Raw genomic sequence first — 19,219 nt, 5'->3', positions numbered from 1 at the left:
TCGCATGGGTGCATACGACGATGTGTACCGGCGGAGTCTGGCCGACCCGGCGGGGATCTAGAGACAGCGCAAACATACGAATCCCGTGTGAGCACCGTGGGGATCGAGTCTGGAAAACTCGGCTGCTCCTTGGATGCGAGCATCGATGTCTGTTTTGTTCACCCCAGTCAGCCGGTCTGTGAACGCGGGACGAATGAAGAACACGGACGGGATCATTCTTGAATACATTCGGAAAGTGGTGATGATTCCCTTTCGTCCGATCTTTCTGAATGCCGTGTCGTACGCACCCGACATACGGCAGAGGCGTATGCTTGATTACCGGACGCCACCAAAAGTTTTCGCCGAGATGCCAGCGAACCTGCTTTCACCGGTTGACACCGCCTGTTGCGGTCCGCGGTCGGGCTGGAATCCAGGTCGGATCAACACGGGAGCATCCCGACGAAGCAGGGAGTGATAAATGGTGAGTTCGCAGGACGTTGTCGACGTGATTGTCGTCGGTGGGGGTTATTCCGGACTTTCTGCCGCCTGGGCCTTGAACGGCCAGGGTCACTCGGTGACAGTGCTCGAGGCGCGGGACAGGGTTGGTGGCCGCGCATGGACCCAGCAGATACCTGGGGGCGGTTGGGTGGACAACGGCGGCCAGTGGATCGGGCCGGGTCAGACCCGGATCCTCGCGCTCGCCGAGGAAATGGGCGTGACGACGTTTCCCACGTTCCAGGACGGGCGGCACATCCTCGTCTACGACGGCGTGCGGACCGTCTACGCGGCTGAGAGCTCCGGCTCGCTGGAGATCCCGGTTCCCACGGAAGATCTCGCGGATTTCATGAATGCCGTGGCCGTGATTGACGCGCTCTCCAGGGAAGTTCCGTCCGAAGCACCGTGGGAAGCGTCGCGGGCGACGGAGTGGGACACCCAGACCGTCGCCACCTGGATGGAGCAGAACCTGAAGACGGCCGGTGCGAAATTTGCCCTTCACTCCGTGATTGTCGGGTACTTCTCGGTGGAACCGTGTGACCTGTCGTTCTTGCACCTCCTCTTTTACGTCGCGGCGGCGGGTGGCGTTGAGGAACTCGAGGCGAGTTCGCTGGTCTGGCGTTTCCTGGGCGGAGCGCAGGAGATTCCCGTCCGCCTGGCCGAACGACTCGGAGGAAAGATCAGATACGAGTCACCGGCGAGGACGATCAATCAGACGAGCGATTCGATGATCGTCGAAACGGACAATGGCCGTTATGAAGGCAGATACGTCATCGTAGCAGCTTCGCCCGCTCTGGCCGCACGGATCCGGTACGACCCTCCGATGCCCGCCTCCCGCGACCAGTACACACAACGGATGCCGTTGGGCTCGGTGATCAAGTGTCACGCCGTGTACCCGTACGCGTTCTGGCGGGATGACAACCTCAACGGTCAGGTCGTGAGTGAGGACGATATCAATTCGATCTTCGACAACTCGCCGCCCGACGGTGTCCCCGGCATTCTGGTCGGCTTTATCGAGGGCGAGGTCGCCCGCCGCTGGCTGGACCGGTCCGAGGAGGATGTGCGGCAGAAGATGCTCGACTGCTTTGTTGTGCACTTCGGCGAGCGGGCCCGCACGCCGAAGCATTTCTACTACGCCAACTGGGGCCGCGAACCCTGGTCGCGGGGCTGCTACAGCGGTGTCCCGACCCCGGGAACCTGGACGAACTACCGAGATGCTCTGCGTAGACCCGTCGGCCGTATTCACTGGGCCGGGACAGAAACATCCACACAATGGGTCCAGTACATGGAGGGCGCCGTGCGTTCCGGACAACGCGCCGCCGCAGAGGTTCACGAGGAACTCTCGAAATGAGTGACGTCGCCGATGCGGTCCACGATCTCATTGCGGCGTTCAGGACCAGAAATGTTGATACATTCGCCCGGATCCTCGCCGACGACGTCGTCGTCGATCACGTCACGCTGGGGCGGAAAATCGAGGGGAAGGAAGCCGTCGTCGCATGGTTCACGAACATGCAGGAGATGACAGAGGCCGATCACATCGAAATCAAACGCCTCTGCGAGGACGGGTCGGCGGTCTGGGCGGAGCGCATCGATCGCCATCGCGTCGACGGCGAGTGGCACGAGATTCCCGTGATGGGCATTATCGAGATGAACGCGGGCCACCAGCTGACCCTGATGCGTGACTACTTCGACCCGGGGCTCGCTCTTTAACTCAGCGAAATCGGCCGGCGCAGAGTTCACCGCAGTCTTCGACGCCACCAGCCACCAGCCACCAGCCACCAGCCACCAGCCACCGGGCTCAAGCCGTTTGTGTCGTCAGTCGCCGTCGCGCGACGTCGATCCGTCCGCGGCCAGGTGCACTCGCACCGGCATCGCCGCTGCGTCGGCGTTGAGCAGTGCGCGGGCGTGGCGGACGACCCGGCCGGGACGGTGAGGATCGCCGCCCACATCCAGACCGCGTTGACCTTCGGGTCCGTGGATGGACTGATCGTGAAACGACCGTGACTCCGGACGCTTCGTGTTACGTTGCTGTCGCCTTCGGTGTCGCGCGGGCAAAGTTCGCGAGGTGCTCCCACAGCTGTTCGCGTGTCCGGGCGAAATTGTGCATGTGAGCCATACGCGGAACGACCACGACCGAGATGTTCGACGATGACCGGTAGGCGGACGGTTCCGCCCAGGGATCGGGGATGACGTCTCGCTCACCGCTGGCAATGAGCACGGGTACGTCAATGGCTGCTGCCTCGGCGCTGACCGCACCATCGGTCATCATGGTTATCGCACAGGGCGGCACAGTCGCGCTTCCCCATGGCGTCCGGTCGTCGCCGCGAACGACACCTGAGAAGGGGCGATAGGTGGCGAGGTCGGCTTCCATCAGCTCCGGCTGCTCGTCCGGCCAGTGGAAGCAGAACCGGAACTGGTCCTCGTCCGGGCCCACGACGCCGAGAACCTGGTCGGCGATCGGATGTAGGTCGCTGCCGCGGCGCGGCAGGGGATAGGTGATTCGACTGCCGCCGGGCGCGGGGAAATTGGTGTAGATCCCGCTCCAGCCGAGAAAGGCCACGCCGTCAAAGGTGCGGTGGTTGGCCTGCTGAACGGTGAGCAGGCAGCCGCCCATCGATTGACCCATTCCCACGATCTTCGTGACGTCGATCGGCGAGAGCTCCGACGCGAGCGAGCCAGCGCCAAGCCTCGAGACGACGTGTTCGACGGTGGCATGGTTGGCCATCGCGAGGTTCTCACAGGTCAGCGCCAGGGGATCGTCGGGTCTGCTGCTGTCGCCGACAAACAAGTGGTCACAGGCCACGAAGACGAAACCAGCGGCGGTGTGATATTCAGCCTGACTGTAGCCGGGAATCGCGCGGACGTCGTAATATTTACGGCCGAATCCGCCTCCCGGGAACCCGAACAATACGGTCATCGGACCGCACGGCTGATCGGGTAAGTACACGGTGGTGGCCGTCCACAGTTCTCCAGGCAGGTCCGTCCGCCCGGTCACGTCCACGTTTACGTTATACGCGCGCATCAGTCTCCGTCTGTCATCCCGGGAGGTCGTTTCGCGACCCCCCGGCGGGTTCCGGTTCGTTGCTGTTGACGATGAAAGTATTGGCCGGGGCGGGAGCGGTCAATTACCTATGCGTCGCACGCATCAGTCGGGGATCGCCCTTGTCGTTTGATCCGGCTCGCCACCGCGACCGGGCGTCTGCACATTCCGTGGCCGACCCGGCTCGCCTGGTGTCAACGGCGACGGTTGCCGGTGCGCCGCTAGAGTCTGCATGTGGATCTGAAGCTGCTCGAGCACTTCGCGGCTGTCGCCGAAGAGCTCAGCTTCACCCGCGCGGCGGCAAAGCTCCACCTCAGCCAGTCGGCGCTCAGCCGGTCCGTGCGGGCATTGGAGGACTCGCTGGGATGCAGCCTGTTCGTCCGCAACACTCGGCAGGTCACCCTGACACCGGCGGGCCAGGCTCTGCGTGCGGAGCTACCCGCGCTTGTGGACCACGTGACTGCTTCACTTGATCGGGTCCGCAGCACCGGCCGTAGCAGCACCGGCCGTAGCAGCACCGGCCGTAGCAGCACCGGCAGCCGCCGCCAGCTTGTGGTCGGAGCGAGTCCCAACTACTACTGCCCGGCGGCGCGCCACCTACTACAACTGTTCAGCGACCACTTTCCTGACATCGAGCTCACACTGCGCGCCATCCCCTGGTGGGGGGAGAGCAGTTCCCTGCGCAAGGGGGCCGTCGACGCGACCTTCGCGCTCTTCCCCAACATCCTTTCCGACGCCGCCGATCTCAGCTACGTGCCGCTGCAGGCTCAGCCAAGGGTGTTCTGCCTTCCAACCACCCACAAGGAGGCCCACCGGCGCTACTTGTCGCTGAACGATGTGGTGGCCGAACCGCTGGTCTACAGCGCCTACGCCCCACCGTCGGTCGCCGCGTTCTGGACCGTCTCGCCACGCCCGGACGGTTCGGAGCCAAAGGTGATTGCTCGCTGCGAGACGCCGACTGATTTTCTGCGCGAGGTAGCCGATGGCAGGGGCATCGGGATACTTCCGGCGAGTTCGGCTGCGCTTTTCCCTCATCCCGGAGTTGTCTACGCCCAGGCGGTCGACCTTCCGCCGGCCGGCGTGTGTATCGCGATGCTTCAGACCAGGGCACGGCGACCTGAACTGGTCGATCTCAGGGTGACGGCCGAGAAAGTAGCCGCAACCACCAGCTGCCGGGTGTGGCCGGATTCCTCCGTGCACCGCCTTCGGTAGTCCAGGAGAAACGGGACCGGAGCGGCCTCCACAGACGTCGATCTCTCCTGCGAGCGGCTGCGGGGCTCTGGCCTGCCTCGACCAGCGCGCGCTCGGTGGTGCGCTCCGAACGTCTCTCACGAGAAGGCACTCGTGGTGTGAGGATGGTCGCATGGGCGCATACGACGATGTGTACCGGCGGAGTCTGGCCGACCCGGCGGGGATCTGGGGCGCGGCCGCCGAGGCAGTCGACTGGGTGCGGGCGCCGCGGCGCATCCTGGCCGACGACGCGGCGCCGATGTACCGGTGGTTCCCGGACGCCGAACTCAACACCTGCGCGAACGCACTCGACCGGCATGTGGCGGCGGGCCGGGGCGACGCCATTGCGTTGATCTACGACTCGCCGGTCACCGGGGTGGTGCGCCGGTTCACCTACGCCGAGCTCCTCGACGAGGTGGCGCGGGCCGCCGGGGCGCTGGCCGGCCTCGGCGTCGGCCGCGGCGACCGGGTCATCGTCTACCTGCCGATGATCCCGGAGGCGGTGGTGACGATGCTCGCCTGCGCCCGGCTCGGGGCCGTCCACTCGGTGGTGTTCGGCGGGTTCGCGCCCGCGGAGCTCGCCACCCGCGTCGACGACGCCCACCCGACGGTCATCGTCAGCGCGTCCTGCGGGATCGAGCCCACCCGGCTCGTCCCGTACAAGCCGATGCTCGATGCGGCGCTGGAACTGGCGACCCACGCCCCGGCGCACTGTGTGATCGTGCAACGGGAACAGCAGCGCTGCGAGCTGGTTGCCGGGCGTGACCTCGAGTGGGCGCCGCTGGTCGCCGCGGCGCGGCCGACCGCTGCGGTGCCGGTCGCCGCGACCGACCCGCTCTACATCCTCTACACCTCGGGCACCACTGGTCGACCGAAGGGAATCGTCCGCGACAACGGTGGACACGCGGTGGCGATGACCTGGTCGATGCGCCACATCTTCGACATCGGCCCGGGCGACGTGATGTGGGCGGCGTCCGACATCGGCTGGGCTGTCGGCCATTCGTACACCGTCTACGCGCCGTTGCTGGCCGGCGCCGCGACGGTCCTGTACGAGGGCAAGCCGGTCGGCACCCCGGACGCCGGCGCGTTCTGGCGGGTCGTCGCCGAGCACGGGGTGGACGTGCTGTTCACCGCGCCCACCGCGATCCGGGCGATCAAGAAAGAGGATCCGGGCTGCGAGCTGCTGGCCATGCACGACACGTCCGGTCTGCGGGCGTTGTTCCTCGCCGGCGAGCGGCTGGACCCGGCCACCTTCAGCTGGGCATCCGACGCCCTCGGCGTGCCGGTCATCGACAACTGGTGGCAGACCGAGACCGGCTGGCCGATCTGCGCGAACCCGATCGGCCTGGAGCGGTTGCCGGTGAAGGCCGGCTCGCCGTCGGTGCCGATGCCCGGATACGACGTGCGGGTCCTCGACCCCGCCGGGGTGGAGGTGCCGGCCGGCACGGAGGGCGCGATCTGCATCCGACTGCCGCTGCCGCCGGGAACGTCGCCGACCCTCTGGCCGGACGACGACGAACGGTACGTGGCCTCCTACCTGTCCGCGTTCGACGGCTACTACCTGACCGGGGACGGTGGGTACGTCGATGCCGACGGCTATCTGTACGTGCTGGGCCGCACCGACGATGTCATCAACGTGGCCGGGCACCGGCTCTCCACCGGCGCGATGGAGGCGGTGCTCGCCGCCCACCCGGCGGTCGCCGAATGCGCGGTCGTCGGGGTTGCCGACTCCTTCAAGGGGCAGGTGCCGCGCGGTCTCGTCGTGGTGAAGAGCGGAGCGGAGATCACCCCGGCGGTGCTCGCCGCCGAACTGGTGGCCCTGGTCCGGTCGGAGATCGGCCCGGTCGCCGCGTTCAAGCAGGTTGACGTCGTCGCGGCGCTGCCGAAGACCCGGTCCGGAAAGATCCTCCGCCGGACCATGCGCGAGATCGCCGACGGTCGGGCGCCCGGCGTGCCGTCCACCATCGAGGATGCCGCCGTGCTGGACGCCCTGCGTCCCGTCCTGCGGGCGCGGGATGGCGGTTGACCATTCGTCCCGATCGCGGCGTGGGCCACCCGACAGTCGGCCGCCGTATCGTGACGCATATGAGAGTTCGCTCCTATAATTCGCAGAAAGAGCACCGGTGCGGGCCGCTCGGGATACGCGGGGCCCTCGTCCGGGCGATTCCCTTGGTGAGGCAGCACATCTTGCGATCTTGATCGATCTTGGAGGTGTCGCGCATGGTCCTGTTACACAATGGGCAGGTCATCCGGGATACTTATGTGGTCGATCGGCTGTTGGGTAGGGGCGCGTTCGCTGAGCTCTACCGGGCCGAGTATCGTTTTCTCGGCCGGCAGGCGATGAAGGTTTTCCGCAACACCAGGATGTCCGCCCCGGCGCGCCATATGGCCACCATATGGCCACCATATGGCCACCATATGGCCAGTCAGACGGTGACGTCAGCCGGCGGGGCCGGCTCGGCGAAGCTGCGGATCTCATGGAGGATGCCGTCAACAAATGGCCCGGGCTCCGCGCCGGGTTCGAGCCGCGGATCCGACTGTGGCGCAAAGGGGTGATGATGTGATGGCCCGTGATGCCGCACCGGACCGCGAAACCGACCGTAACATATTGTCGGACGTCGCGTCGCCGCGGCTGTACCAGCGCAATGCGTTCCGGTTGACCGGCCTGGCGATCGGGTCCAGCGGCCGGGATATCCGCCGGATGGTCGATCAGTTGGCGATCATCGAGAGGATCGGCGGAGCCACCCCGACGCCTCCCGCGCTGGCGGTGCGGCCCGCTCCGACGACGGCCGACCTGTACACCGCCCTCGACCGCCTCCGCGATTCTCGAGAGCGGCTGGTCGACGAGTTCTTCTGGTTCTGGCCTGCCCAGCTCGGCGCCACGGACGACGAGGCGCTCGTCGCCCTGGCCGCGGGCGATCCGGACTCCGCAGCCACGCACTGGTCCGCGTCCACCGGCAGCACCGACGACAGCGGCAGCACCGACGACAGCGGGACCGGCGCACACAACTTGGCGGTGTTGGAACACCTGCGGGCGCTCGACACCGAGCTTGCGCCCGGCAGCGCGCTGGCGCGCGGCGATGCTCAGGCTGTCGGCCAGCCTGACTGGGCGCAGGTGTATCGCCGCTGGGCGGACGTCCTGCGGGACGGGCGGATCTGGGGCCGTCTCGCCGCGCAGATCAGGCGCACCGCGGACGCTCGACTGGACGAGAGCCTGGCCGCCGACATGCGCTCGGCGCTCCCGGGCGTCATCCTGTCGATCGGTGCGGAGCTGGCGGCCACGGCCATCCGCGGCGGCGACCGCGAGCGCGCCCGGATGCAGCTCGCGGCGCTGCGACAATCAAGGCTGGGAAACGTCGAGGCTGCGCTGCGGAGCGCCAGCCAGCCGATGACGACCAGGATCAGCACGCTGTGCACCGCCACGATTCAGGCCGTCGTCGGTACGCCATCGGATGGCATCGACCATGCTGAACGCCTCCTCGCGGACAGCGAAGGCATTCTTGGGGAACTCGACTTCCTGCTGCCCGACGACGAACCGGTCCGGGTCCATGCGCACGACGAAGTCGCTCTTGTCGCCTTACGGTGCGTGCTGGTGTTCGACCAGAGGCGAGAGGGGGCCGCCCTCGACGTGGGTGATATGAAGGCATACCTGCGGATGGCGGCGGTGGTGGAGCAGGCCAGGAGAATCGCGGTGTCGGCATCGGCCCAGGACCGACTGGCCGAGAACAGCAGGATTCTCGTGACCGTCACCACCTACCTCGCCGACAAGATTCGCGCGACCACCACCACCACCGATTTCGGTAGAAAGATTCGCGCGACCGCCATCAGCGCGGACCTCCGCAGGAAGATTCGCGCGACCAGCACCACCGATTTCGGTAGCACGACTCGCGCGACCGCCGCCACCATCTACCGCATCTGCTGGACCTGCAAGAAAGAGCGGGCGGATTCCTTGGCATCTCGCAAGGTAGGGCTGCACAAGGACGTGACGCGGGTGCGCTACGGCAGCGGAACCACCGTGCGATGGCGGACACAGATGGTCAACGTCCCGCGCTGTGCGATCTGCGTGCGCCGGGATAGCCGAACAGGACGGTACCGTTTCCTGCGCCGCTTGCTGTACTTCGTAATCGCGTCTGTCGTCATCCGGCTGACGGGTGGAACGGTGGCAGGTATGCTTTTTCTTGGCGTAGTTCTCGGCCTGGTCGCGATCGGCGCCGACGTCGGTGTGGTCAACCAGCGAGAATGGATGCGGGTCAGGGCCTTCCCGCCGCTGGCGGACCTCGTCAAACTCGGTTGGCGTCGCGGCGAGCGTCCGCGGGGCATCAATGGCTGACGGCCGGCGCACGCTCGATATCGGGGTGGCTCTGCGCCAGTGGCGATATCCCCGGGAGTTTCGCATCGCACGGTCGAGCTGGCCTGAAGAGTAGGTTGCGGCGGTATCGCGGGCGGCGGACGAGGTCGTGCGCGCTGGTCCGGAACATCCAGAGGTGGCCGCGGAGCAGGCGCCGAACCCGGCGACGTTCGCCCAGCTCGCGACCGGTCTCTGGCGGTTACGACGGACCAGTTGGGGATGATGTAGGGCGTTTCTTCGACGGGATGGAGTTGCTCGATCCTGGGATGACGCTTGTCAACCACTGGCATCCCGACGAGCTGGCGGCCGCGGTGGACGATGCCCACGTGCACATGTGTGGCGGAATCGCCCGGAAACCGTGGTGCGCCGGGGACGGTGGCGGTCTCCTTGCGGATGACGTACGTGCCCCAGCTCCGCTCCTTGATCCACACCCCTGGTGTCGGGCGTTCTTGGCAGTGGTGCATGGCGTGCGTCGCCCGCTGGCCTACACTTTCCGGACCTCGGAACGACGTCCCCGGCCTGTTTTCCCTCGGTTGTCGACCGGTGCCCGGTTCCGGAAACGAATCAAGGACTCACCAATATATCACCCCAAACCGCCTGAAATCGGTTCGACAGGCATTGAGGCGAGGATGAATCGAGAGCTGATAACTCGATCTCCAGCTTTATTCGGGCAATACCGTCAACCGCGACACTGAAATATTCGTGTTGTCCGTAAACTATGTTCTTAATGCCGAGGTCTCGTTCTCCGTCGTCGTCGCTCACTTTGAATTGGACTGGAATTCCGTCGGGTGCTCCGCCGAGGCCGACGATGGCATGAAAGCTGCGATAGCTTCGGTTTAGATAAATATTCGCAGATGCGGTTTGCCGTGAGCTTCTGTTCGTGCAGGAAAGATCGAAATACAGGCTGTGAGGGTACGCGATGCCGTCAATAAGCGGGGCGTCTGGAGGGGTTGTCAAGTGGAGACATGAAGGTTGACAGCTTTCGGTGTCGACCATACTTTCGGCCAGGTAGGCGTCTTTAGGAGTGCTGGAGACCGTAACCGATGGCTGAGGGGGGCTGGCGCCCTCAGACGGATTTGCGCCGGGGTTCCCCGGGTGACCTTTGAAAACGAAGACTGACGTCATGATCAAACATATGGCGATCAAGATCAGAGCGAAAATTCTGGGCAGTGGAGGGCGGGGGTTTCCGCGATGATGTAAAGATATCTGATATCCCAGAAAAAGTACCGCTAGAATAACAAAACCAGCGACCAGTATTGATATCTGATCCCTGGCAAATGCGAGCAGGGTGCAGATGGTAGTCAGAATTCCAAGAATTTCAAATACTAATCGTACCGGACTGTTGCCTGGCCCTGGCCCTGGCCCGCCCCCACCTGCCATTTAAGATCCATTCACCTGGGTTCGCCTGGTTTTCGGTGATTTTGATCTATTGAACAGCAGTGCGGACTCCCGACAGCAGACGGGTACCCCCCACACATACTCACGTGCGGCCAGGCCGGCACCTGGTAGATCATCGGAGGTGGCTACGCCTGCCGCGTAGCCGGCGGTGACGTGATGCGGTTTGACTGTGGCTGCTGTTCACGATCACCAGCACGGTTTCCGGGTAAGCCGGCATCCGCGTGTGCGGTCAGGGCCGGACGGGGCAGGTTCGACCCGAGTTTCCGAACGTGTCCCGCATTGTCAATAATGATGACATGCTCATCCGCGCCCGGCAGGTTCAGACGGTCTTGCTCATGATGGCCTTCGCCTTGGAGTTGACGCTGGCCGGCTGCGGCGGTGACACCCCCAGCCCCAGCGCCGCGCCCGACGATGCCGCGGCGGCCTGCGCGGCCCTGGTCCGGACCAAGCCCGGGCTGGTCGAGCTGGGTCCCGACAAGCTTGACGACATCGAGCGGCTGCGCGCTGCGGCGTGGCTGGGCACGGTCGCGGCGCATGAGGATGACAAGAAGTACGGCAAGCTTCACCTGCAAATGAGTGCGATCTTGCAGGACACCGAGAAGGGGAACTACGCGGGCCTGCCCACGGACGCGCGGGCGGCGCTGTCGGTCTGCTCGGACCTCAACCTGCCGCACTAGCCAGATCACCTGGCGGTCCGCCGCTGAAACTCGTCCAAACCTTCTGTCCACGGACGCGGGACCGCTCCACCCACCGTCGGGAGAGCGTGTTCGCCTGCGGGTCGGGCCTGCCTACGCGCGACGGGATGGAAGGACACACCCTTCGACCGGGCCGTGACTGCCATGCGGTATAAAGTGATTTGTCAGGTTGGGGGGGATCCAACCCGATGAGGAGCTCCGTGTCCACGACCACGGGACCGACCAACCAGATCAGCCGGCGCCATCTTCTCGGCTTCGCCGCGGCTGCGGCCGCAACCGTGCCACTGACCGCCTGTGAGCCAGGAGCGGCCATGTCGGCCACACCAACTCCAACCACGGCCACACCAGGTCCAATCACGGCCGTGCCGACACCGAGTGCGGCAGCAGCTGCCGGCCGGCCGGCGAACGGCGCTTTCGTCCATCCCGGCATGTTGCACACCCAGGCCGATTTCGACCGCATGACCGTCAAGGTGCGCGCCGGTGCCACACCGTGGAAAGCGGGCTGGGACAGACTGGTAGCCAACGGCCATTCCCAGAGCACGTGGAAGGCACGTCCGATCGCGACAGTGATACGGGGTGGGGACGGGCAGAACTACCCCCAGCTGTACAACGACATCCACGCTGCCTACCAGAACGCGCTGCGTTGGAAGATCAGCGGGGACGTCGCCCACGCCGACGCGGCGCGCGATATTCTCAACGCCTGGTCCGCGACGCTGACGATGGTCACCGGCAACGCCGACCGGTACCTCGCCGCCGGGATATACGGCTACCAGTTCGCCAACGCCGCCGAGATCATGCGGGGTTACGACGGATTCGATCTCAACCGGTTCAAGGCGATGATGCTGAACGTCTTCTACCCCTTGAACGACCGGTTCCTCCGCGAGCACAATGACGCCTGTATCACCAACTACTGGGCCAACTGGGACCTGTGCAACATGGCCTCCATCCTGGCCATCGGCATCCTCTGCGACGACCGCGCCAAGTTCGACCGGGCCATCGAATACTTCAAGAACGGCGCGGGGAACGGGGCCATCATGAAGGCCGTTCCGTTCCTGCACCCGGGCGGGCTCGGTCAGTGGCAGGAAAGCGGCCGTGACCAGGGCCATGCCACGCTTGGCCCCGCCCTGATGGGCGCATTCTGCGAAATGGCCTGGAATCAGGGTCAGGACATGTACGGATACAGCGACAGTCGCTTCCTGCGAGGCTGCGAATACGTCGCGAAGTACAACCTGGGCGAGTCCGTCCCCTTCACCACCTACACCTGGGGTACCGGCCAGAACTGTCAACAGCAGTCGCAGACCGTCGTCGCCGAAGCCGGTCGCGGACTCGACCGACCCTCCTGGGAGCTCGTCTACAACCACTACGTCAAACGCCGGGGGCTGGCGGCACCGAATGTCACTGCCTATGCCGCGAGGGTCCGTGCCGAGGGCGGTGGCGGTGATTACGGTCCCAACAGCGGAGGGTTCGACCAGTTGGGCTTTGGCACCCTGACCCACACGCTGTAGCAGATCACCTCCACTGTTGCGGATCGGGCGCTTAGTAGTACTTCGTTAGGTTAAGTTGATGTTGACGGGTGGGGGTAAGACGAGAACAGGACGGACCCACCCACTCATGATTGTGTAAACGATGGAACTGACGCTCCGCGAGATCCACCAGGTACAGCCCCGGCTGGCGGCGTTCACCGCACAGATGCTCGACGGCTTGGCACGCAAGGACCAGCGGGCCACCGGCGAGCTGTACGTGCGCGGCCTGCTGAGCGAGGGCCAGCGCAAGGCGATGCAGCCGATGGCCACCCGGCTCGGGATGGACTACCAGCGTTTCCAACAGTTCATCACCTCCTCGACCTGGGACTACATCCAGATACGGCGCAACGTAGCTACCTGGGCCGTATCGGTCATCGAACCGGTCGCCTACGTCGTCGACGACACCGGCCTACCCAAGGACGGCAACGCCTCGCCCTGCGTGGCCCACCAGTACTGCGGGCAGCTCGGCAAGACCGCGAACTGCCAGGTTGCGGTCAGCATCCAACTGGCCACCGACACCGCATCCCTGGCCGCCGACTGGCGGCTGTTCTGCCCGCAGCTGGGGGCTGCCCCGGCTACCGGTGACCGCCGACTGCGGCTACGGCGACACCACCGGCTTCCGCCGCGGTCTGCAGGACCGCGGCCTGGACTACGTGGTCGCGGTCAGCCCCGACCCGTCCGCCCACCCCGCCGACGCCGTCCCCACGACCCCGCTCTACCCCGGCCGGGGACGGCCCCCCCATCGGGAAATACCCGGACAAGCCCTCCAGCCTGGGTGCGTTGGCGCGGGCCGCCGGCCAGGACGCCTACCAGCCCGTCACCTGGCGTCACGGCAGCCGCCGCGGCCAGGACAACCCCGACGCGGCGCTGCGGTCCCGTTTCCTGGCCCTGCCGGTCCGCCCGGCGAACCGGGACATCCCCCGCACACCCGACGCAACGCTGCCGGTGCGGACCCTGCTGGCCCAGTGGCCCGAGGGGACAGACAGCCCGACCGACTACTGGCTGTCGAACCTTCCCGCCGACACCCCGCTACCCGTCCTGGTCCGCCTCGCGAAGATCCGCTGGCGGGTAGAACACGACTACCGGGAGTTGAAGACCGGGCTGGGACTGGGCCACTTCGAGGGCCGCACCCACATTGGCTGGAACCGGCACGCCACCCTGGTCTGCCTGGCCCAGGCGTTTTGCACTTTGTTACGACTCGACCCACAAGCCCCTGCGCCGGCCTGACGGTCTACGCCGTGCTCCGCGAGCTCCAGCTGCTGCTCGCCGCCATGGCCGGCGCGTGCCCGACCTGTCACCAGCCCGTCGTCTTACCCCCACCCGTCAACATCAACTTAACCTAACGAAGTACTACTAGGGCGTGGGGGTTCAAGTCCCCCCTCCCGCACAAGCCTGGTCAGGGCCCCAGTTTCCCAATGTTCCCAGGGGTTAGTGGTCGGCTGGACGATCAATCGTCCGCTCCGGCGGGGTCCGGTGACGTCCGATCGTCTCCGGCAATCTCCGACGATTCGCGGACCATGCGCGGCACAGAATGGGCCGGGGCCGCCGGACCGCCGATCCCGAGAGCGGCTTCGATTCGGCGGAGCTGGGTGTCGACGTCCCCGTCGATGCACTTCGCGTACACCCGGTAGAGGACCGCCACGGAGTGGCCGGCCCACTCCGCCACCTGGGTGCCCTGCACCATCCCGTTGAGCCAGGTCGATACGCAGGCATGCCGCAGGTCATACGGCGTCGCCACCGCCGGCCGGTCAGCAGCGCGACCGACTCGGCCCGGCGCAGCGTCGCCACCTCCAGCACCCGGCCGAGCTGCCCGAACCCGGCCCGCCGCGAGGTCACCAAAATCCAGCCGCCGCCCCCCGCCGGACGGAACCGGGCCACCTCCTGCGGGTCTTCCGGGTCGTCGAACGCTAGCAGCCACCTTGGATAGGGACCACTCAGCTCAATAGTTACGGCCCGTGTCCTTGACCATGGTTCGCGAGTCCTGTTACAAATCGACCGCCGGCCGTAATCGACGGTTGGCCGCAACTCCTTGTGGACACCTTGAGAGAGGCCGTAAATGTCATCGCCTACCGTATTCGCCGATGGGTTGGACTTCCCGAGCAGCCTGGCCTTCGACGACCGGGGTGGGGTGTATCTGGCTGAGTCCGGCCTCCCCTTCGGCGGCGCGGCGCCCGGTGGCCGGATCTGGCGGCTGAACCTCAATGCTGACGGGCAGTTACGTGAGCTCGTGGCCGACGACCTGGCCCAGCCGGTGACCGGACTGCTCTGGCACCAGGGGGATCTGTACGTGTCCGAGGGCGGTGCCGGCCGGATCACCCGGATCGGCCCGGACAATCAGCGGACGGTCATCGTCGACGGCATGCCCGGGCCCGGCAACTACCACATCGACATGGCCGTGGCCGGCCCTGACGGGAAGCTGTATTTCGCGCAAGGCGCGATGTCCAATCTGGGGATCATCGGACTGGATTCCTATGAACTCGGCTGGCTGGGGCGGCTTCCGCAGTCGCACGACGTTCCCGGCCTCGACGTGGTGCTCACCGGCGTCAACACCACCACCGAGGACCCGCTGGCCGGCCGGCCCGGTGCGCAGACCAGCACCGGCGCGTTCGTCCCGTTCGGCACCCCGACCCGACCCGGGCAGCGCATACCGGCCGGGCTTCCGTGCAGCGCGGCAGTGCTGCGCTGTGACCTCGACGGCAGCAACTTGGAACTGGTGGCCTGGGGGATGCGCAACGCCTTCGGGCTGGGCTTCCTGCCGGACGGCAGGCTGCTGGCGGTCGACCAGGGCGCCGACGACCGGGGTAGTCGGCCGATCGGCAACGCGCCCGATCTGCTGTTCGAGGTGCGCGAGGGCGCCTGGTACGGCTGGCCCGACTTCGTCGGAGACGTCCCGGTGACCGACCCCGGGTTCAAGCCGACCCGCGGCCCGCAGCCGACCTTCCTGCTCGCCAATCATGACCAACTCCCCCCTCCCGAGCGGCCTGTGCTCAACTTCGAGTCGCATGTTGCGGCCACCAAGTTCGCCGTGGCACCGCCGCGGTCGTCGCTGGCCGGACGACTGGTGGTCACGCTGTTCGGGGACGAGGCGCCGATGACCCTGCCGTCCGGCGGTCCGAAGCTCGGCCGCGACCTGCTGCTGGTCGACCCGGCCGACTGGTCCACCCAGGGCCTGCCGTCCCGTCCGCCGCTGCACCGGCCGATCGATGTCGGCTTCGCACCGGGCGACGACAGGCTGCTGATCCTGGACTTCGGCGAGTTCGAGATGACGGAGCACGGCGTCGAGGCCAGGTCGGGCACCGGTCGACTCTGGCGCTGGGCGGGCTGGGACAGGTTCTAGCCCTGCGCAGCGCGCTGGCACCGATGTTCTCCGCCCGTGGGCTGCGCATGCGGTCCTGGTCGGGGACACCTGCTCGGGGGTGGAGACGGTGCCAATCTCGGTCAGGAGGGCGGAGCGGTAGGCAAGTTGGTGGCCAGCAGCGCTCTTCCAACTTCCAGGCGATCCACTCCGCCCAGCCCCGGTCGGCCTGCGTGTAGGTCGGGTAGCGGGGACGCATTGCTGCGTCCCCGCCCCCTCAGAACCCGGCGTGCCACTGACTCAAGCAGCCCACGTGGGCTGGCAGGCCCCCTACAGGTCGCTGTCCGTGTCAGTTGCCGGGCCGTCTGGGTGGCGGCGGTGGCAGCTGGCGTGTACGAGGCGGTGTCGGAACGTGGCGTGGTCCCGCTGCTGAATCGGCGTCCAAAAACTGGTGATGCATCAAGAAGATTTGAGGGGTCGGTCGCTGCGCCACATCTCAGCATCGACGGGGTTCAGGTTGTCCACAGCGCTCCCCTCCGCAGGTCAGGCCGTATGGCGGATGTGGTCATAGGTTCCCCTCGAACTGGTTCTTCTCCATGTAGGAAGCCAACGGAAGGGCATGTTGCGACGCGAGATCCTTCCCGCGTCGGTATGCAGCGATCTGATGCGGGTCGTCGATGATGCGGACGCTCACACTAACCTACTGAACCTCGATCCACCGTCCGATATGGCGGGTTGAGGGTGTCGTATACGTGTAAATGCCCTCCGAGCTGGGATGATGGTCTTGTCTAAGGACCCATCAGACCCGGCCGAGAGGCCATCTACGAGATGCGATTGTTGCACGCCCGGACGAAGATCCGCTTCCGGTTCGACGACCCCAACCTGATCGGCTACGCCGGCCTCGTTCCGATCATGGCACTGGCGGCCCGCTGCGGACTGGACCGGCTGACCTGCCGGCTGCTGACCGTGCCGGGTAGCGCTAGGGCGAACGCCTGGTTGAAGGTCCCCGCGATCGTGGCCGGCATGGCCGCGGGTGCGGACAGCATCGATGACCTGGACCGGCTGCGGCACGGGGCGATGGGCCGGGTCTTCGGTGGGATCCGCACGCCCTCGACGTTGGGCACGTTCCTGCGGGCGTTCACCTGGGGGCATGTCCGCCAACTCGAACAGGTCGCCCGCACGGTGACCGCCGCGCTGCCCGGGCATGCGCCGGTGCTGTCCGGCGCGGCAACGTACACGCTGGTGGACGCCGACTCCACGATCCGCCAGGTGTTCGGCTACGCCAAGCAGGGCGCTTCCTACGGCTACACCAAGGTCAAAGGGCCGCATCCGCTGCTCGCGGTCGCCTCGACCCCGACCCCGACCCCGACCCCGGCGCCGCTGGTCGTTGCCTGCCGGCCGCGGGAAGGCCGCGCGGGCGCCGCCCGCGGCGCCGCGTCGTTCGTCGCCGAAGCGCTGGGGACCGCCCGCGCCGCCGGCGCGACCGGGCTGGTGCCCTTCCGCGCCGACAGCGCGTTTTACTCGGCGACGGTGGTCGCCGCGTGCCGCCGGGCCGGCGCCCGCTTCTCGATCACAGTACGGATCGACGCCGCGGTCCGCCGGGCGATCGCCACCATCCCCGACACAACCTGGACGGCGATCCGCTACCCGCGGGCAGTCTGGGACGACGACGAGCAGCGGTTCATCTCCGACGCGCGGATCGCCGAAGTTCACTACACGGCGTTCACCAGCCACCGCGAAGCCGAGCAGGTCACCGGCCGGCTACTGGTCCGCCGGGTCCGCCGACTCAACCCGGCCAGCGTCCCGCACGGCCAAGGCGAACTGTTCACGGTCTACCGCTACCACGCCGCGTTCACCGACAGCGACCTCGAACCCGTCCAGGCCGACGCCACCCAACGCGCCCACGCGATCGTCGAGCAGGTCATCGCCGGCCTGAAGGCGAGCGCGTTGGCGCACCTGCCCTCAGGCCGGTTCGCGGCCAACGCCGCCTGGCTCGTCCTGGCCTGCCTCGCGTTCAACCTCACCCGCGCCGCCGGCGTGCTGGCCAGCCGCATCCACGCCAAGGCCACCACCGCCACCATCCGCGACGAACTGATCCACATCGCCGAATGGGCTCACTACCGATACCAGGTACGCGAGTACCTGCACCGCCGCCGCTGACGATACCGGTGCCGCACAAATAGTTTCTTCCTTCGCCACCGCTCCTAAGTAACACTTCATTTTGTCGACGGAAACACACGTCAAAGGGTCACTGCCGACATGCGGGTCCAGGTGTTAATTCCGCGTAAGCGCATCCTCGAGAAAGGGAAAACCGTGAGCAATGTAATTGCCGCAGGGTCCGTCCAGTCGCGCACCAAGAAACCGATGATCATAGCCATCCTAGGGGTTGGTCTGGTTCTCGGCGGTGCCGGGGTGGCCGCCGGCGTTACGCACCACGACTCGGCCAAGCCGAGCCCAAGTATCTTCGTAGATTCCGACGCCAGCGGCCCCAGCCATAGCGGCAGGGGCCACTAATCCGCTGGCCAAAGGAGGCGCGATCACGTTTTCGCGCCGCCTTTGGCCCAAGTACCGGAAATTTCCGGAGGAGCCTGACACCATGTTACAGACGAAGCCACTTCCGCATCGGTCGCGGGGTGCGACTGAGCCTGGGACGACAAGTATCTCGCCAGAACAATCGACTCCATATTTTGTCAGCCCTGCTATCGACTCGGTCTTTATGGGTGGCGCTTCGCTGGTGGCGTTCGGGTTGTTCGTCATATTTCCTGAAGTCGGAGAGTCGCCGAAGGTGCTCTCGGTCTTTGCGGCGGCCGCATGGATCTGCAACTACCCACATTTCGCGGCCACGAACTATCGTCTGTACCGGTCACGTGCGTCGATCCACCAGTATCCGATGACGGCCACGCTTACCCCCGTGGTCATGTTCTTCGCTGTGATCGCATGCTACGTGTCACCGAACGTGGTAGCACCCCAATTCGTTCTTCTGTACATGCTGTGGTCACCTTATCACTATGCCGGTCAGACCATCGGCCTCACGATGGTGTACGCACGCCGAAGCCGTGTCGATATAACAGGCTCGGAGCGCAAGGCGTTCGTCACTTTCTCCATGCTTACCGTCGCCGCATCCGTCGCCGCTGCTCAGGAAGGCACGGGCAAGCACCGGTTCTTCGGCGTCACCTACACCCCGCTCGGTCTGCCGGAGTGGGTATCGACACTCCT

15 protein-coding genes and 1 pseudogene are annotated in these 19,219 nt (G+C 66.0%); 13 read left to right on the top strand and 3 right to left on the bottom strand.

The genetic code is table 11. The features are described from left to right. The first annotated feature begins 457 nt into the window (after nucleotides 1-457). Together U9977_RS15115 and U9977_RS15110 are read left to right on the top strand one after the other, a co-directional pair. On the top strand, nucleotides 458-1,825 hold the full coding sequence (locus tag U9977_RS15115) for a flavin monoamine oxidase family protein (protein ID WP_322749897.1): 1,368 nt from the start codon (nucleotides 458-460) through the stop codon (nucleotides 1,823-1,825). After that, a complete protein-coding gene (locus U9977_RS15110; protein ID WP_322749896.1) occupies nucleotides 1,822-2,184 on the top strand; it encodes a limonene-1,2-epoxide hydrolase family protein in 363 nt (120 codons plus the stop codon). The genes U9977_RS15115 and U9977_RS15110 overlap by 4 nt, the downstream gene beginning before the upstream one ends. Nucleotides 2,185-2,289: 105 nt before the next feature. Here the strand turns inward: U9977_RS15110 and U9977_RS15105 are convergent, their stop codons facing one another. Both U9977_RS15105 and U9977_RS15100 read right to left on the bottom strand, forming a co-directional pair. Further along, nucleotides 2,290-2,421 (bottom strand): hypothetical protein, encoded by a 132-nt coding sequence (locus tag U9977_RS15105; protein ID WP_322749895.1) that lies wholly within the window; start codon nucleotides 2,419-2,421, stop codon nucleotides 2,290-2,292. 73 nt (nucleotides 2,422-2,494) lie between these two features. Further along, the gene (locus U9977_RS15100) at nucleotides 2,495-3,391 is read right to left on the bottom strand and encodes an alpha/beta hydrolase (RefSeq protein ID WP_322749894.1); all 897 of its coding nucleotides are present in this window, start codon (nucleotides 3,389-3,391) and stop codon (nucleotides 2,495-2,497) included. Nucleotides 3,392-3,748: 357 nt separating this feature from the next. On the opposite strand from U9977_RS15100, the gene U9977_RS15095 reads away from it, so the two are divergent. From U9977_RS15095 to U9977_RS27050, 8 genes and pseudogenes are all read left to right on the top strand, one after another. Then, a complete protein-coding gene (locus U9977_RS15095) occupies nucleotides 3,749-4,726 on the top strand; it encodes a LysR family transcriptional regulator (RefSeq protein ID WP_322749893.1) in 978 nt (325 codons plus the stop codon). A gap of 151 nt (nucleotides 4,727-4,877) precedes the next feature. Continuing rightward, nucleotides 4,878-6,770: an AMP-binding protein gene (locus U9977_RS15090; RefSeq protein ID WP_322749892.1), complete on the top strand. Its 1,893-nt coding sequence runs from the start codon at nucleotides 4,878-4,880 to the stop codon at nucleotides 6,768-6,770. A gap of 537 nt (nucleotides 6,771-7,307) precedes the next feature. Next, complete coding sequence (locus tag U9977_RS15085; protein WP_322749891.1) at nucleotides 7,308-9,074, top strand: hypothetical protein; 1,767 nt, start codon at nucleotides 7,308-7,310, stop codon at nucleotides 9,072-9,074. Further along, a complete protein-coding gene (locus U9977_RS15080) occupies nucleotides 8,984-9,787 on the top strand; it encodes an SAM-dependent methyltransferase (protein ID WP_322749890.1) in 804 nt (267 codons plus the stop codon). Before U9977_RS15085 ends, U9977_RS15080 begins: the two co-directional genes overlap by 91 nt. 972 nt (nucleotides 9,788-10,759) lie before the next feature. Then, nucleotides 10,760-11,167, top strand: coding sequence for a hypothetical protein (locus U9977_RS15075; protein WP_322749889.1), 408 nt, complete (start codon nucleotides 10,760-10,762; stop codon nucleotides 11,165-11,167). A 218-nt stretch (nucleotides 11,168-11,385) separates the two neighbouring features. After that, on the top strand, nucleotides 11,386-12,690 hold the full coding sequence (locus U9977_RS15070) for an alginate lyase family protein (protein ID WP_322749888.1): 1,305 nt from the start codon (nucleotides 11,386-11,388) through the stop codon (nucleotides 12,688-12,690). Nucleotides 12,691-12,811: 121 nt separating this feature from the next. After that, a pseudogene (locus tag U9977_RS27055) lies at nucleotides 12,812-13,403 on the top strand (transposase); the annotation flags it as partial. An 85-nt stretch (nucleotides 13,404-13,488) separates the two neighbouring features. After that, nucleotides 13,489-13,935, top strand: coding sequence for a transposase (locus tag U9977_RS27050; protein ID WP_416210624.1), 447 nt, complete (start codon nucleotides 13,489-13,491; stop codon nucleotides 13,933-13,935). Between the two features lie 220 nt (nucleotides 13,936-14,155). Here the strand turns inward: U9977_RS27050 and U9977_RS15060 are convergent, their stop codons facing one another. Next, the gene (locus U9977_RS15060; protein WP_322749887.1) at nucleotides 14,156-14,446 is read right to left on the bottom strand and encodes a hypothetical protein; all 291 of its coding nucleotides are present in this window, start codon (nucleotides 14,444-14,446) and stop codon (nucleotides 14,156-14,158) included. A 318-nt stretch (nucleotides 14,447-14,764) separates the two neighbouring features. Here U9977_RS15060 and U9977_RS15055 point away from each other — a divergent pair, with 318 nt between their 5' ends. The 3 genes from U9977_RS15055 to U9977_RS15045 form a co-directional block, all read left to right on the top strand. Next, on the top strand, nucleotides 14,765-16,045 hold the full coding sequence (locus U9977_RS15055) for a hypothetical protein (RefSeq protein WP_322749886.1): 1,281 nt from the start codon (nucleotides 14,765-14,767) through the stop codon (nucleotides 16,043-16,045). Between the two features lie 795 nt (nucleotides 16,046-16,840). Beyond that, complete coding sequence (locus U9977_RS15050) at nucleotides 16,841-18,163, top strand: IS1380 family transposase (protein WP_322749885.1); 1,323 nt, start codon at nucleotides 16,841-16,843, stop codon at nucleotides 18,161-18,163. 556 nt (nucleotides 18,164-18,719) lie between these two features. Further along, nucleotides 18,720-19,219, top strand: a 500-nt coding sequence (locus U9977_RS15045; RefSeq protein ID WP_322749884.1) for a hypothetical protein, incomplete at its 3' end; no start/stop codon positions are given.

The organism is Protofrankia sp. Cas8, from assembly GCF_963555845.1.
In the GTDB taxonomy this organism is placed as follows: domain Bacteria; phylum Actinomycetota; class Actinomycetes; order Frankiales; family Frankiaceae; genus Protofrankia.
The sequence above is the reverse complement of the archived record's forward strand: the minus strand, read 5'-3'. Positions and strand labels throughout refer to the sequence as shown.

Excerpts from the sequence above, each read along its gene's own strand:
- U9977_RS15055 (WP_322749886.1), top strand. The coding sequence starts at position 14,765 with ATGTCATCGCCTACCGTATTCGCCGATGGGTTGGACTTCCCGAGCAGC.
- U9977_RS15090 (WP_322749892.1), top strand. The coding sequence starts at position 4,878 with ATGGGCGCATACGACGATGTGTACCGGCGGAGTCTGGCCGACCCGGCG.
- U9977_RS15100 (WP_322749894.1), bottom strand. The coding sequence starts at position 3,391 with ATGACCGTATTGTTCGGGTTCCCGGGAGGCGGATTCGGCCGTAAATAT.
- U9977_RS15085 (WP_322749891.1), top strand. The coding sequence starts at position 7,308 with ATGGCCCGTGATGCCGCACCGGACCGCGAAACCGACCGTAACATATTG.
- U9977_RS15110 (WP_322749896.1), top strand. The coding sequence starts at position 1,822 with ATGAGTGACGTCGCCGATGCGGTCCACGATCTCATTGCGGCGTTCAGG.
- U9977_RS15080 (WP_322749890.1), top strand. The coding sequence starts at position 8,984 with ATGGATGCGGGTCAGGGCCTTCCCGCCGCTGGCGGACCTCGTCAAACT.
- U9977_RS15115 (WP_322749897.1), top strand. The coding sequence starts at position 458 with ATGGTGAGTTCGCAGGACGTTGTCGACGTGATTGTCGTCGGTGGGGGT.